The sequence below is a fragment of the Devosia sp. UYZn731 genome (assembly GCF_040546795.1).
GTDB lineage: Bacteria > Pseudomonadota > Alphaproteobacteria > Rhizobiales > Devosiaceae > Devosia.
Genome location: NZ_JBEPOL010000005.1, coordinates 369,486 through 384,244, shown reverse-complemented (window position 1 = coordinate 384,244; position 14,759 = coordinate 369,486). Strand labels below are relative to the sequence as shown.

Here is a 14,759-nt window from a genome sequence, read left to right as displayed (position 1 = left end):
GAGGCCGTGTTTGAAGGCCAAATTGGGCTGTCGAGAGGCCAAGAGAGAGTAAAGACCGGCCGAAATGCCCCATTTTGGCCCCACTTCCGGGAGTCAGAAAGCGAAGTCGTGGCAAGCAATTGAAGAATCAAAATAAAAATTCGGTCGATTCGTTTTCGTCGATTATGGTTAATATCCATTTAAGGTACGAATCTGGGAGAGAAGGCCAAAAGCGTGTTCAATACGCAACACGTTTACGGTGGTCCCCCACTTAAGCGCGCCAGATACATCAAAAGGATTACTGACGGATTCGAATATACACCGTTCGGCCTATGTTATTGTTCTCAGCTTATATTTTCGCTGATTGTGGGGCGTTTTGCGGTTTGCGATGCTGGTGGCAAGCAAAAAACCTGAGAGCATTATGGTGGCGAAGGACACAATTGGGTCGACGACCTCCGACTCGCGATATGGAGACATCATCAAATCGACGTCGCTGATCGGCGCCTCCTCGATCGTCAATATCGCCATGTCGGTCATCCGGCTCAAAGTGCTGGCGGTGTATCTCGGGCCCGGCGGCATTGCGCTGTTCGGGATTTTCAATGTCATTGCCGACCTTGCGGTCAGCCTGGTCGGATTGGGCGTACAATCCAGCGGGGTCAGGCAGGTCGCGGTGTCTGTCTCAAGCGGCGACCTGACCAAGGTGGCGCGGATTGCGCGCGTGCTGACCCTGACCTCATGGGTGCTGGGTGCGCTGGGCGCGCTGCTATTGGTGGTCTTGGCCGGGCCAATATCCCAATTGTCGTTCGGCAGCGAGGCGCATCTATGGGGTATAGTGTTGCTGGGCCTAGCGGTGCTGTTGCGCATCGTGGCCGGGGCGCCGGCCGCATTGATCCAGGGCCATCGGCGCATTGGTGACATGGCGCGGGTCGCGGTGGTGGGCGCCGTGCTCAATACCGCCGCAGCCATTCCATTAGTGTATTTCTTTGGCGAGGCTGGCATCGTACCCTCGATCATCGCCGTGGCACTGACCTCCTGGCTGGCCGCCCAGTGGTATAGCCGCAAAATCGTGGTGACCAGGACCAGGCTATCATGGTCGGACTTTACCGCCGAAACCCGGCTGCTGCTGCAACTGGGCTTCGCCTTCATGGCCAGCGGGCTTCTCGCGGCGCTCTCTGCATTCTTGATCCGCATCTTCATCGTTCAGCAAAACGGCGTCGAGGCCGCCGGCAATTATCAGGCGGCCTGGGCGCTGGGCGGCATTTATGTGGGCTTCATCCTGCAGGCCATGGGTGCCGACTTCTATCCGCGCCTGTCGGCTGTGGCGGACGATAATGTGGCATGCACAAACATGGTCAACGAACAGTCGCGCATCAGTATCCTGCTGGCTGGTCCGGGCCTGCTGGCCACGCTGGCGCTGTCGCCGCTGGTGATGGCCGTGTTCTATTCCACCCAGTTTGCCGATGCAGTGCCAGTGCTGCGCTGGTTTTGCTTGGGTATGTTGCTACGCGTGATCGCCTGGCCAATGGGGTTTATCATATTGGCCAAGGGCAATCAGAAGATGTTCTTCTGGACCGAACTCGCTGCCACCGTGGTACAGCTTGGACTGGTCTGGGTCTTGCTGCGCGTCGTTGGGCTGGCAGGTGCCGGCATCGCCTTTGTCGGGCTCTATGTCTGGCATGGTGTGCTGATCTATTATCTGGTGCGCCGGATAAGCGACTTTCGCTGGACGCATGAGAACCTGCTGCTTATCGCCATGTTCGTGGGTCTTACAGGCTTGGTGCTGATCGCCGTCGAGCTGCTTCCATTCTGGTCGGGGCTCGTCGTGGCGTTGGTCGGCACAGCCATCGGCAGCTGGTTTTCGCTGGCCCAGCTTGTGCGGCTGGTCCCGCAGCAATGGGTGCCCCAGAGGCTACAGCCGCTGGTCTACTTTGTGTTGCGGCATGAGCCACAAATGGCGGCGCCAGCGGCAGACCGCGCCTAGCGCGGCATCTGTGTAAGCAAAAATCAGGTCCACACCTCTGCGGATGTGGACCTGATAAAACACGATATCGCTTCGCCTAGAGGGCGTGTTCAGGAACGCGTACTAGCGCCTGATCCAACTCGCTGGCCACATACTGCACATCGTCTTCGCTCATCTGAACGAACAACGGGAGCATGATCGACCTATGTTGGGCCGTTTCCGAACGCGCCAGGGAACCTCCGGCACGATACATTCCAGGCTCGGCATAGGCCGGCTCGATATGGGAATTCATCACCCCGCGGCGGGTCGAAATGCCCCGATCGAGCAGGACCTGCATGACATTTTCCTGGTCTACGCCGGCTGGTAAAGTCACGCAATAGCTTTGCCAATTGCTGCGGGCCCAGTTCGGCTCCGTTGGTGGACGCAAGCCGTCGATGCGCGACAAAAGGGAGGAGTAAAGCGCGCCAAGCTTGCGCCGGGCTGCGATGATGTCCGGCAGGCGGGCAAGCTGGACGCGGCCGATGGCGGCCTGCAGATCGGTCATGCGGTAGTTGTAGCCGACCTCGTCATAGCTTTCGAAAATCACCTGGCGTGAGCCATGCCGCACCGTGTCTGGCACCGTCATACCGTGTTGGCGCAGTAGGCGGAACTTGCGGTCGTAGTCGGGGTTCGCGGTGGTCAGCATCCCGCCGTCGCCGGTGGTGACGACCTTGCGCGGATGGAAGGAGAAGCAGGCGATGTCGGCATGCGGGGCGCCGATGCGCTCCCAATTGCCATCCCACAGGATTTCGCTGCCGATGGCACAGGCCGCATCTTCGATCAGCGTGATGCCGTGTTGACGGGCAAGCGGCACGATGCGGGCCAGATCACACGGCATGCCCAACTGGTGGACGACGATAATGGCCTTGGTGCGCGCCGTGATGGCGGTGGCAATCTGGTCGGGGTCAATATTGAAGCCGTGGGCCTCGATATCGACGAAAACCGGCGTCGCCCCGCAATAGCGGATGGCATTGGCGGTGGCGATGAACGAGTGGCTGACGGTGATGACTTCATCGCCTTGCCCGACGCCGGCAGCAATCAGCGCCAGATGCAGCGCCGTCGTGCAGTTTGAGACGGCGCACGCAAACGGCGCGCCCACATAGGCGGCAAATTCCTGCTCGAACTTGGCGACTTCGGGGCCCTGCGTGACCCAGCCGGAAAGGATCACCCGGCGTGCAGCCTCCACTTCAAGCTCGTCGAGAACGGGTTTGGCGACGGGAATCTGGCGCGGGCTCATGCGACGTCGCTCCGCTGCGGCATGCGTTCAGCGCGCCACCAGGACACGAGATCGGCCATGCCCTCCTCGATCGAAATCTGTGACCGGAAGCCAATCTCTCGCTCGGCCTTTTCTGTCGACGCCAGGCGCCGGGCAACCGGATTGACCTTGCGGGCGGCTTCGTGGATCGGCGTCAGCGAAGACCCCATGACGCCGAGCAGGATGCGCGCGAGGTCGCTGAGACTAGTCTCGGTGCCGCTGGCGACATTGAACACGGCGTCGGTTGCATCCGAGGTGGCGGCCAGTACGTTGGCGCGTGCGATATCGCGGACGTGCACGAAGTCCATGGTCTGGGTGCCGTCGCCCATGATGATGGGTGGCAGGCCCGCAGCGATGCGCTCCATCCAGCGGATCAACACCTCCGTATAGGCGCCGTAGACGTCCATGCGGGGGCCATAAACATTGAAATAGCGCAGCGCCACGTAGTCGAGGCCATACATCTCGTTGAAGCTGCGCAGCAGGGCCTCGTTATAGGTCTTGGCGGCGCCGTAGATGGTACGATTGTTGTAAGGATGATGCTGTTCGGTGGTGGGGAACACGTCAGCCGCACCCAGTACGGAGGCGGAAGACGCGGCCACGAGCTTTTTCACCTTGGCGGCGACGGCGGCCTCCAGCACGTTGAAGGTGCCGGTCGCCAAAACGTCATGGGCCAGGCGAGGGTCCTCGGCGCACTGGGTGATCCGGATCGCCGCCTGGTGGAAGACGATATCGATGCCAACCATGCTCTTTGCCAGCAGGTCGCGATCGCGGATGTCGCCGGTGACGACGGTGATGGGCGCAATGGCCTGGGCCGCGGCAATGTTTTCCAGCCGGCCGCGTACGAAATTGTCATAGATGACGATCTCGGCAGGTGCTTGGGCCGCCACGAGGTCGGCGATATGCGAGCCGATCAGGCCCGATCCACCGGTGATGAGTATCCGCTTGCCTTGCATGACTTGGGTCCTTTCGTGGAGGAGGAGGGTGTTCCTAGGCGTCCTTGCGGTAGCGCAGCACGCGGGCGGGAACCCCGGCCGCGATCGCATAGGCCGGAATATCGGTGGTCACCACGGCCCCGGCGCCGATGATGGCGCCCTCGCCGATGCTGACCCCGGGCAGGATGGTTGCATTGGTGCCGATATCGGCACCCGCGCCGACGCGTACCGGCCTGATTTCAAGGTCGGTGGTGATAACAGGCTCGCTGACGGGCATGCCGGTATGCTGCGAACCCAGCACCTTGGCGCCGGGGCCCCAGCCCACATAGTCCCCGAGGATAAGGTTGCGGGCGTCCATATAGGCGTGCGGACCGATCCACACATGGTTGCCAATGATGCAGGTGCCATCGTGCCGGCCCTGAATGTAGGTGCCGGTGCCGATGAACACATTGGCGCCGATCTCGAACGTCTCGATGTTGCGGAAACTGGCCTGGCTGCCAACCTGCAGGCCGGAGCCGCAGGATCTGGCGCTGGCCTTCCAGATCGCCCGGCGCATCAAGGCGTCAAGCTTGCCCTCGCCAACCGCAAAGCGCGCATAGACGTCGGCCAGTGTGTCGGCCCCATAGGTACTGGCCAACCAGTCGGCCAGGCCGTCCTCGAATTGCGGATCGTCCGCTGCAGCGCGGCGCCCGTGGATCGAGGTGGTCCGGCGGCTGGTTTCGATCGATTCAATCGACATAGGCATTCTGCTTCACGAGTTCTGCGACAATCTCCACGTCTCGCAGGCTGAGTTCTGGATAGAGCGGGAGTGAGAGCACATTGTTGGCGGCGGCCTCCGCGGCGGGGAAATCGCCTTGTCCATGACCCAGATGGGCATAGGCGGGTTGCAGGTGCACCGGGATGGGATAGTGCAGGCCGGTCTCGACGCCCTCGGACAGCAGGAACTTTTGCAGCTGGTCGCGATCGCGCGTGCGCACGGCAAAGACATGCCAGACATGGCGGCGACCTGCCGCCTCGCGCGGAACCTCAACGGGCCCATTGACCAGCAGGCTGGTATAGAGCCGTGCCCGGGTGCGGCGCGCTTCGGTCCAGGTCTCAAGCTGGCGCAGTTTGACCCGCAGAATCGCGCCCTGAATGGCGTCCATGCGGTAATTGAAGCCCTGCGTCACGTGATGGTAGCGGCGATCCTGGCCCCAATCGCGCAGCATGCGCATCTGCTGGGCCTGCTTGTCGTCGTTGGTCACAATGATGCCGCCCTCGCCGCATGCCCCCAGGTTCTTGCCCGGATAAAAGCTGAAGCAGCCCGAAACGCCCAGGCTGCCGGCGCGCTGGCCGCCATAGGTCGCTCCATGGGCCTGGCAGGCATCCTCGATGACCACGAGGCCATGCTTGGCGGCAATCTGCAGGATCGGGTCCATGTCGGCCATCTGGCCGTAGAGGTGGACTGGAACGATGGCCTTAGTGCGCGGCGTGATGGCGCGCTCGATCTGGTTGGGATCGATGTTGAAGGTCACCGGGTCGATATCGACGAAGACCGGGATTGCGCCGATGTAGCTGATAGCGGCGGCGGTCGCCACGAAGGTGAAGGGCGTGGTGATGACCTCGTCCCCGGGTCCGACGCCGGCGGCGAGCAGGGACAGATGCAGCGCGCTGGTGCCGGTATTGACCGCAATGGCGTGGCTGGTGCCGCAATAGGCGGCGAACTCTTCTTCGAGCGCCTTGACGTCCTCGCCCAGCACGTACCGGCCGGACCGGAGCACCTTGAGCGCGGCAGCCTCAAGCTCCGCCTGGATCGTGGCATATTGGGCCTTGATATCGAGAAACGGGATCATGCGAGGACGCGCTCCTGAGCGAGTTCAACAAGGTTGCCGCCCTGGGCCATCGAGCGAGTGGCCGCTTCCAGAATGCGCACGACGCGCAAACCGGCGGCGCCATTGGCGGTGGGCTGGGTGCCCTGCTCGACGCAGTCAATGAATTCGGCAAGTTCGGACCCCAGCGCCTCGGTGACGTTGAGCTGGGGCGCGAACATGTCGCCGGTGCGATAGCCGATGCGCATCTGGTTCTTGCGCTCGCCGGCCTGCGGCGCCATCGGATCGAGCGTGATGCCGCTATCGTAGATCTTGATCTTTTCGCTGGGCTCGAGATCGTCATAGACGACCATCTTGTTGCTGCCACCCACCAGCGTGCGCCGGATCTTGACCGGAGCGAGCCAGTTGACGTGCACATGGGCGATGAGCTTGCAGTCGAAATGCAGGTTCAGATAGGCGATGTTCTCGGGCGAGCCGGCCACGTGCGACATGCCGATGGCCGAGACTGCGCGCGGGCGCTCGGTAAGCACGAAATCCATGATCGACAGGTCGTGCACCGCCAGGTCCCACATCACGCTGACATCGTGCTGAAACAGGCCCAGATTGACCCGGACGGAGTCGTAATAATAGACGTCGCCGAGGTCCTTGCGGATCACGTCGCGCAGCTTCTTGACCGCGCCGGTGTGAATGAAAGTGTGATCGACCGCCACGATCAGCCCACGGCGATCGGCCTCCTCGATCAGGCGCTCCGCCTGTTCTGCCGTCGAGGTGATCGGCTTTTCCACAAACACGCTCTTGCCGGCACGCAACGCGCGCATGGCGAGGTTGAAATGGGTCGAGACGGGAGTAGCGATCGCTACCGCATGAACCTTGGGGTCGTTCAGGACCGCCTCGAAATCCTCGGTGATCTGCACGGCCGGGTAGCGGCTGCGCAGCCGGGCCAGCCGCTCGGTCTGCAGGTCGCAGACCCAGCGCAGATCGACATTTGGGATCTCCGAGAAGTTGCGGACCAGATTTGGCCCCCAATAGCCGTAGCCGATAACGCCGACGCCGATCATTGGTGCGCCCTTTCATGTTGCATGGGGAGGGAATTGGCGGAGGGGAGTACCCGGGCCGGAACGCCCGCCACCACGGCCCCGGCCGGCACGTCGCGCGTGACCACGGCGCCGGCACCTACGAGGGCGCCTTCGCCAATCGTTAGGCCAGGAAGAATGGTGGCATTGCTGCCGATGGAGGCATTGGCCCGCACGATGGTGGGCACGACCGACCAGTCGTCGCTGCCCTGCAGCGCGCCATCGTCATTGGTTGCGCGTGGATAGATGTCGTTGGTGAACATCACGCCATGGCCGATGAACACGCCATCCTCGATGGTGACGCCTTCGCAGATGAAGCTGTGGCTGGAAATCTTGCAGTTCCGCCCGATCGAGACGTTCTTCTGAACCTCGACAAAAGCGCCGATCCGGCTGCCTGGGCCAATTGAGCAATCGTACAAATTGACGAGGTCAGGCTGGTAAATCACCACCCCTTCGCCCATCGAGACCCGATTCAGCATTGGCTTCCCCTAGTGTGGCAACCCGCTCTCCCGCCATGCGGAAGCGCTCTGATTTCGCCGTGGGGCAAAGCTATTCAGGACTAAAGACGACGGCAATTTCCCAATCGAGCTAGGGCGTTACCTCCCTTTTGGGGCGTGGCTGGAAGTTACTCTCCAAGAATTATGTCGCCATGGGGCTGTATAGCTCTTTCGATGTATTTCCATCCATCGAACGTTCCATCTGATGGAGTTAAAACGACTGGCGGATGCACCAGAATGACACGAATTGTGAAAATTCGATTCTGGGGCAACTGTCCTCAATTGAGACAACTTTTAGGATTTAAAGGCGCCTGTCCGGCGCGGCGGCGTCAGCGCTAAAGGGGCCAACTTTGAATACCATGCATCATGGAACCGGTGCCAGACCGGTAGGCGATCTGCTTCGCCTGGTACGCGTTCCTATCGGCGTGCTTTTTGCACTCAGCGTTACCTCGAACCTGCTCATGCTGACTGGCTCGGTCTTCATGCTGCAGGTCTACGATCGGGTGCTGCCGAGCCGCTCGATACCGACCCTTGTGGCCCTGACGGGGCTGATCGTGGTGCTTTATTGCATGTACGCGATGATCGAGTGGATTCGTTCGCGTATGGCCGGCCGGCTTGGCGGGCTGATCCACGACCGGTTCGCCGAAGTGCTATTTCCCGCAACCGTGCGGCTGAAGCTGCGCGGCAGCCATGGTGGACGCGCCAGTCCGATCCATGACTTGGACATCGTGCGACTGTTCATCGCCGGCCCGGGGGCGATCTCGCTGCTCGATGTACCCTGGGTCCCACTCTATATAGGGCTCGCTTTCATGCTGCATCCCTGGCTCGGCGCCTTTGCGCTGGGTGGTGGCATCTTGATCGGCGGGCTCCTCGTCATCAACGAATTGCATTCGCGCCGACCGGCGCTGGCGACCACGGCGGCGGCGAGCGAACGAGCTTCGCTTGCCAGCGATGCCGAGGCCAATGCCGAATCCATCATCGCCATGGGCATGCTGAGCGCCGTCACGCGCCGCTGGGGCCAGGCAGCCGACAACCTGGCCCGCACGCAGCAGCGTTCGGCCGACAGGACGGCATTTTATGGCTCGATTACCAAGGGCGTCCGCTACCTGCTGCAATCGGCGGTGCTGGCACTGGGCGCCTATCTGGTCATTCAAGGGCAGGCCACGGGCGGCCTGATGATTGCCGCATCCATCCTGACCTCGCGCGCTCTGGCGCCGATCGAGCAGGTCGTCATGCAGTGGCGGGGTTTCGTCAATGCCCGGCAGGCGGTCGCGCGGCTCGCCCAGGTGATGGCATTTGCCGAAGTGCCGGCGCGTCCAACCCAATTGCCGCTGCCGACGGACCGGCTGAGCGTCGAGGACCTGGCAACAGGGGTCGATCCGGGACGCGGACCGGTCGTGCTCGATGTCTCCTTCGAGCTCGTCGCAGGAGACGGGCTGGGCATTATCGGCCTTTCCGGCTCGGGAAAATCCTCGATCGCTCGGGCGTTGGTGGGCGTATGGCCGGTCTTGCGCGGCGCCGTGCGGCTCGATGGCTCGCAAATCTCCCATTTCGACCCCGTCGAGCTTGGCGGAGCCGTCGGCTATTTGCCCCAGGCGGTGGAATTGCTGGATGGCACGATCGCCGAGAATATCGGTCGCTTCAGTCCGCGGCACGAGACCGAGGCGATCCTCAAGGCAGCCAGGGCCGCGCGGGTGCACGACTTCATCATCACGCTGCCCAATGGCTATGAAACCCGCATCGGCACCAACGGCTCCGACCTCTCGTCGGGGCAGCGGCAACGTATCGGGCTGGCCCGCGCGCTCTATGGCGACCCCTTCCTGATCGTGCTGGACGAACCCAATTCCAATCTCGACATGGAAGGCGACCAGGCGCTGACCGAGGCGATCACCGATGCGCGCAAGCGCGGTGCAATCGTGGTGGTGGTGGCCCATCGCCCCAGTGCGATCGCCGCAATCAACAAGCTCCTGTTCATGCGCGACGGGCACCAAGTTGCCTTCGGCAATAAGGATTCCGTATTGCACCAGATATCTATTCCTCAGACGATCGTCAGGACACAAAGTGCGTAAGGCGGTAAACCTCAACAGCCGTCTCGCCCTGCGGCCCAAAAGCATCGATCGTAATGTGAGCAGTCTCAACCGGCATGCCATGCTGGGTGTCAGCATCATACTGGCGCTGTTCGTGGGACTTGGTGGCTGGTCTGCCACTACCCAGGTCGAGGGCGCGGTGATTGCCAATGGCGTGGTGGTTGCCGAGGGCGGCTCGCGCAAGGTGCAGCATTCCGAGGGCGGCATCGTGCGCCAGATCATGGTGCAGAACAACCAGCATGTCGAAGCCGGCCAGGTGCTGCTGACGCTTGATGATGTGTCGGTGCGCGCCGAACTCGAGGTGATACTGACCCAATTGCGCGAGGGGCTGGGCACGCAGTCGCGGCTGACCGCCGAAAGCACCGGCGATACGGCCATGTACGTTCCCTCCGTGGCCGCCGACTGGCCCCCCGATCCAAACCTGTCGGTGGTGATGGGCCAGCAGCAGCGTCTGCGCCAGTCGCGCAAGCTGTCGATGGAAAACCAGGTGGCGCGGATCAATCAACTGGTCGAAGAAAAGCACTCGCTCATTGACGGCTACACGGCGCAGTTGAGCGCCTACAATGACCAGCTCGCTGTCGTGCGTGATGAATTGAAGCAACTCACCACCCTGCACAGCCAGGAGCTGATTTCCGCCCAGCGCCTGAATGAAATGAAGCGCAACGAGGCCGAACTGGCCGGCCAGGCGGCTGGTGTCCAGGCCTCGATCACGGGGACGGAAAGCTCAATTTCCGAACTCAAGATGCAGGGCGACCAGGTGGTCAGCGACTTCCGCTCGGACGCGTTGACGCAATTGCAGACGGTGGCCCAGACGGTGGGGGAGCTGATGCAGCGCATGATTGCGGCGGAGGCCAGATTGAAGCGCCTCGAAATCCGCGCGCCCGTGACCGGGACCGTGCACGAGTCGGTGGTGCAAACCGTTGGGGGCGTCGTCGCCCCGGGCGACACGCTGATGTACATCGTGCCGCAGGAGGACCATCTGCTGGTGGATATGCGCGTCAGCCCCATGGAGATCAGCAAGCTGTCCGTAGGGCAAGCGGCTGAAGTGCGGCTCTTGAACTACGACGCCAAGACCACGTTGGACCTGGTGGGCAGCGTCAGGACGATCTCCCCGGACCTGGTGCAGGACGTGGCGACCGGCACGCAGTATTTTTCGGTCCGCGTGGACATCGCCGATAGTGAGCTTGGCAAATTGCCCGCGGGAGCGTCGCTGGTGCCTGGCATGCCGGCGGAAAGCTTTTTCCGCACTGGCGACCGGACGGTGTGGTCCTATCTCGTGGGACCGATAGAGCAGCGGTTCAGCCACGCGTTCCGCGAGAACTGAACGCTCAAATCTGGAAGTTGATGTTCTGCTCGGTCTTGTAGCGGCACTTGTTGAGCACCACACCCAGCAGCTTGGTATGCTGCTGCAGCTCGCGCTCGCACGCATCGATGTTGCTGACGGTGTCGTATTCGGCGCCAATCACCAGCAGGGTGGTTTCCACCAGAGGCAGCATGCCCAGGCAATCGTCGCTTTCGAGCAATGAGGGCAGGTTGTAGATGATCATGTCGGCCTTGAGTTCGTCCCGCACGCGCCCCAGCATGTGGGCTGCGCTCTGGCCGTGCAGCAGTTCGGCCGGATAGCTGCTGGCGTCGGGGCTGGCGCCGATTGCCAGATTGTCGCCGACCCGCACGAAGAAGTCATCGATGAGGCATTCGCCCTGCAGAAACTGGGCCGTGGTGTAGCGCCCGCTATGGTCAAAGATCGCGGCGACGCGCGGGCGGCGCAGGTCGAGGTCAACGATGGCGACGCGGATCTTGGCGTGCTTGGTCAGACTGATGGCCAGGTTGACGGCGACGGTCGCCTTGCCGCTGCCGGCGGTGGGCGAGGTAATGCCCAGGCTGGTCCAGTGCTGATCGGTGGCGTCCTTGAGCAATTTGGTCCGCATGATGTCGAAGGCAAGCGCGGCCGGATGGCGCCGCTGAAACGACACAATGCGGCCCTTGGCCATCAATCGCGGGTCAACCGGCAGCGTCGGCATGGCTGACCATATCGCAGGATTTGGGGCGACCGGCTGGATCTGAACGTTGATGGTTTCCCGGGTGGAAGGCTCGGTTACGACGATCATGATGGGGCCCTAAAGCTTGGAGATATTGCTGGATAGACTGACGTGTGCGAGAGCCATCAGGCCCCTGATCGGAGCCGCGTAGCTCTGGATGGCCAACAGAAGCGCGGGAACGGCGATCAGCATGCCCAGCCCCATGGCCAGGCGCTTGCCGCGCCATGAGTCTCGCTCCACAAACGGTACGGTGATGTAGGGCACGATCTGCAACCGGCTCACCAGTTCGGCAGGCCGGCGGATGCGGCGGTTGGTCAGTTCAGGAGCGCAAACTGCGGCGAGGGCCAACAGCAGCGCTGCCACGACACTGGCCAAAAGCAGCAGCTTCTGCTTGGGACCCTGGCGTTCCTGGGGCGGCAAGGCACTTTCGATCAACGACAGGCGTTCCCCTTTGAGCAGCAATTCTATCTGCTGGCCGGTAGACGCCTCGGCGAGCCGGCCGATGGCCGCATCGTATTGCGCTTGCAGGTTTTGATGATCGCGCTGCATGGAATTGAGCGCGGTCTCATTGCCGGGTGTCTGCCCGATCGAGGTGGCGAGATCGGTAATGGTTGTCTGGATCGAGGCACGTTCTTCCGCAATGGCGCCGAGGCGATCCTTGATGTCGGCCAGCTCGACGTCACGCGAGCTCAAGGGCGTCGTGGCGTCCGTCGCGGCCGGCGTGGCGATGGCGGTTTCCAGTGTCGCAATCCGGCGCCGCAGAGCCTCGATGGTCGGGCTGTCCTCCGCGAATAGCGACTGCTGCTGGGACAAGGTTTGACGCAGGGATTGCAAGTTCTGCTCTTCGGGGCTCGCGGCGACGCTCGAAGCACCGAGGGGGCGCTCGTAGAGGTCGGCCTGACGCTTCCTGAGGCTGGCTTCTTCCTGAGACAGCAGCAGCAAGCGCCCCTGCTGGGCGACCTGCTGGTTGCGACGGAAGTCAATGCTGTCCGGCAACGCGTTGATGTGCTCGTTTTTGAACGCGAGGACCTGACTGTCCAGCGCCCGCAACTGGCTGTCGAGGCTCTTGGTCTCCTCGGTAAAGAAGGTGACCGTGTCGGTCGCGCGCTCCGTACGCAGCCGCACATCCTTGTTGAGGATCATGGTGACGAGTTCGTTGACAATATCTGCAGCCAGCTTGGGTTGGCTGGCCTTGAAAGAGATGCTGTAGACCGTCGCTCCGGGACCGTCGCCCGACGAGACCGCGGCCGGAACAATGCTCAATCGGCGGTTCATGTCGTCAAACTTGTCAGTGCGCGACAGCGTGACGTCATCGGCATAGACGGCGAACTGGTCGGCCAAAGCCAGGATATTGTCGCGCGACAAAACGTCTTGCTGAATGATCTGGAACTGTTCGCTGGCGCTGGTGGGAACGGTGGACTTGGCCAGATCAACGGGTATCTGCGGGGATTCCACGAGGATTTTGGCGGTGGCCTGGTAGGACGGCGGCCAGAGCAGGGCGAGCGCGATAAATCCCGCCCCCGCCAGGATCGCTACGGTCATGAACAGTGGCAGACGGCGCCGGAACAGGGACAGATAGAAACCAAAATCGATCTTGCCTAATGCGTCCACAATCGTTCACCCAAGTCCCTGAAGCTTCTCACAGTTCAAACCATATTGCGGATTCGAGGATGTGCTCCATCGCCAACACGGGTGAGGGAGGACACGCACTACGCCGGTCGAGCTAAGCCGCTGTAGGCGGTTCTTGAAGGGGCAAGGTCGCGGTACTCTAGGGCGATTATCTTTCCCAAACCCGGCAGTTCAGAGAAATGTTAAGCGTACTCAAGATCAGAAATGTCTCGCGTCATGCGCTTCTCTGCGCGGCGCTTCTCAACACCGTCTGGTTCGCTTCACCCGCGATGGCTGCCACGGTGGGACTGGCCCCGCTGACGAAACTAAGATTGACCGTGGTGCAATTTGTCGCCGTGAGCGGCGACTATAAGCGCTGGGACGCACTCGGTGGGGACATGGATGTGGGACCCGATGGTATGCTGTCGGTGCCGATCCTGGGCTCCATCGACGTGACCGGCATGAGCGCAGACCAATTGGGCACGGAAATCGGCGATCGATTGCAGGCCAAGCTGGGGCTGCTCGATGCGCCCAATGCATCCGTGCAAATCCTGGCCTATCCGCCGATCTACGTCGTCGGCAATGTTTCGGCGCCCGGACAATTTACGTTCCAGCCAGGAATGACCGTCTTGCAGGTCCTGGCGCTTGCCGGCGGCGAGCCGCGCGCAGATGGCACTTCCGGCCTTTCCGAAACGATCAAGCTGCAGGCAGACCTCGACAGCTTTGGCAGCGATATGCTTCGCCTGTCTGCCAGGCTGGCCCGCCTTAAGACCGAATATGCTCGCGGCACCGAAATCGCCTTCCCTCCCGAGCTCAGCAAGACAGATCCGCTGACCGCCGAAATTATCGCGCAGGAACAGCAGATCTTCACGGCCCACACCAATGAGCTGGCCCGCCAGCAGACCGGGTTGACGCAGCTTGCCGAGCTCTACAATGCCGAGATCGACGCGTTGCAACAGAAGGCAGCGGCGGTCCAGGAGCAGATCACCCAGTCCGAGAAGCAAGTCGAAGTCATGAAGGGTTTGGTGGAGGCGGGTTCGGCGACGGTGTCGCGGATGACCGACGCGGAGCGCGCACTTGCCGACCTGCGCTCGCAGCGTCTGGACAATGTCATCGCCACCATGACGGCGCGCGAACATCTCAACCAGTCGGAGCGTGATCTCGCCAAGCTACAGGACGAACAGCAGTCCGATCTCGCTAGCCAATTGCAGGACGAACAGGCTTCTCTAGAGAAACTGGCCAGGAACCAGACTGCAACAATGCGGATGCTGCGGCAGTCAGTCGAGTCCGACCAGAACACGATCCTGGCGCACACGACGACCACCAGCCTGGTGTATTCCATCATGCGTCAGAAGGACGGCCAGGCCACCATCCTGGATGCGACCGAGGCCAGTGTTCTGCAACCGGGTGATCTAGTGCGGGTGAAATTGCAGATGGGCCTGCCCGCCGTACCCGTCGCCGATATCAGCCCACAGGGCTGAG

General features: G+C 61.9%; 12 protein-coding genes. 4 read left to right on the top strand and 8 right to left on the bottom strand.

The window, feature by feature from the left end; all coding sequences use genetic code 11:
• Window positions 1-403 precede the first annotated feature (403 nt).
• Window positions 404-1,960 (top strand): O-antigen translocase, encoded by a 1,557-nt coding sequence (locus ABIB57_RS14665; RefSeq protein WP_354041766.1) that lies wholly within the window; start codon window positions 404-406, stop codon window positions 1,958-1,960.
• Between the two features lie 76 nt (window positions 1,961-2,036).
• Here ABIB57_RS14665 and ABIB57_RS14660 read toward each other — a convergent pair whose 3' ends face one another.
• Genes ABIB57_RS14660 through ABIB57_RS14635 form a run of 6 tightly spaced genes read right to left on the bottom strand, consistent with a single transcriptional unit; the run spans window position 2,037 to window position 7,525 of the window.
• Entirely contained in the window at window positions 2,037-3,215 is a 1,179-nt protein-coding gene (locus tag ABIB57_RS14660) for a DegT/DnrJ/EryC1/StrS family aminotransferase (RefSeq protein ID WP_354041765.1), read from the bottom strand.
• Window positions 3,212-4,186 (bottom strand): NAD-dependent epimerase/dehydratase family protein, encoded by a 975-nt coding sequence (locus ABIB57_RS14655; protein ID WP_354041764.1) that lies wholly within the window; start codon window positions 4,184-4,186, stop codon window positions 3,212-3,214. The genes ABIB57_RS14660 and ABIB57_RS14655 overlap by 4 nt, the downstream gene beginning before the upstream one ends.
• Window positions 4,187-4,220: 34 nt before the next feature.
• Window positions 4,221-4,904: an acyltransferase gene (locus ABIB57_RS14650; RefSeq protein WP_354041762.1), complete on the bottom strand. Its 684-nt coding sequence runs from the start codon at window positions 4,902-4,904 to the stop codon at window positions 4,221-4,223.
• On the bottom strand, window positions 4,894-5,997 hold the full coding sequence (locus tag ABIB57_RS14645; protein ID WP_354041761.1) for a DegT/DnrJ/EryC1/StrS family aminotransferase: 1,104 nt from the start codon (window positions 5,995-5,997) through the stop codon (window positions 4,894-4,896). Before ABIB57_RS14645 ends, ABIB57_RS14650 begins: the two co-directional genes overlap by 11 nt.
• Window positions 5,994-7,031: a Gfo/Idh/MocA family protein gene (locus ABIB57_RS14640; protein ID WP_354041760.1), complete on the bottom strand. Its 1,038-nt coding sequence runs from the start codon at window positions 7,029-7,031 to the stop codon at window positions 5,994-5,996. The genes ABIB57_RS14645 and ABIB57_RS14640 overlap by 4 nt, the downstream gene beginning before the upstream one ends.
• A complete protein-coding gene (locus ABIB57_RS14635; protein ID WP_354041758.1) occupies window positions 7,028-7,525 on the bottom strand; it encodes an acyltransferase in 498 nt (165 codons plus the stop codon). Before ABIB57_RS14635 ends, ABIB57_RS14640 begins: the two co-directional genes overlap by 4 nt.
• A gap of 443 nt (window positions 7,526-7,968) precedes the next feature.
• On the opposite strand from ABIB57_RS14635, the gene ABIB57_RS14630 reads away from it, so the two are divergent.
• Window positions 7,969-9,612 carry a type I secretion system permease/ATPase gene (locus ABIB57_RS14630; RefSeq protein ID WP_354041757.1) on the top strand — a complete coding sequence of 548 codons (1,644 nt, stop codon included), beginning with the start codon at window positions 7,969-7,971 and terminating at the stop codon, window positions 9,610-9,612.
• Window positions 9,605-10,954: an HlyD family type I secretion periplasmic adaptor subunit gene (locus tag ABIB57_RS14625; protein ID WP_354041756.1), complete on the top strand. Its 1,350-nt coding sequence runs from the start codon at window positions 9,605-9,607 to the stop codon at window positions 10,952-10,954. Before ABIB57_RS14630 ends, ABIB57_RS14625 begins: the two co-directional genes overlap by 8 nt.
• Before the next feature lie 4 nt (window positions 10,955-10,958).
• Here the strand turns inward: ABIB57_RS14625 and ABIB57_RS14620 are convergent, their stop codons facing one another.
• Entirely contained in the window at window positions 10,959-11,738 is a 780-nt protein-coding gene (locus ABIB57_RS14620) for a CpsD/CapB family tyrosine-protein kinase (protein ID WP_354041754.1), read from the bottom strand.
• Between the two features lie 9 nt (window positions 11,739-11,747).
• Window positions 11,748-13,280, bottom strand: coding sequence for a GumC family protein (locus ABIB57_RS14615; RefSeq protein WP_354041753.1), 1,533 nt, complete (start codon window positions 13,278-13,280; stop codon window positions 11,748-11,750).
• A 329-nt stretch (window positions 13,281-13,609) separates the two neighbouring features.
• Here ABIB57_RS14615 and ABIB57_RS14610 point away from each other — a divergent pair, with 329 nt between their 5' ends.
• Window positions 13,610-14,758 carry a polysaccharide biosynthesis/export family protein gene (locus ABIB57_RS14610; protein WP_354041752.1) on the top strand — a complete coding sequence of 383 codons (1,149 nt, stop codon included), beginning with the start codon at window positions 13,610-13,612 and terminating at the stop codon, window positions 14,756-14,758.
• The last annotated feature ends 1 nt before the right edge of the window (window position 14,759 follow it).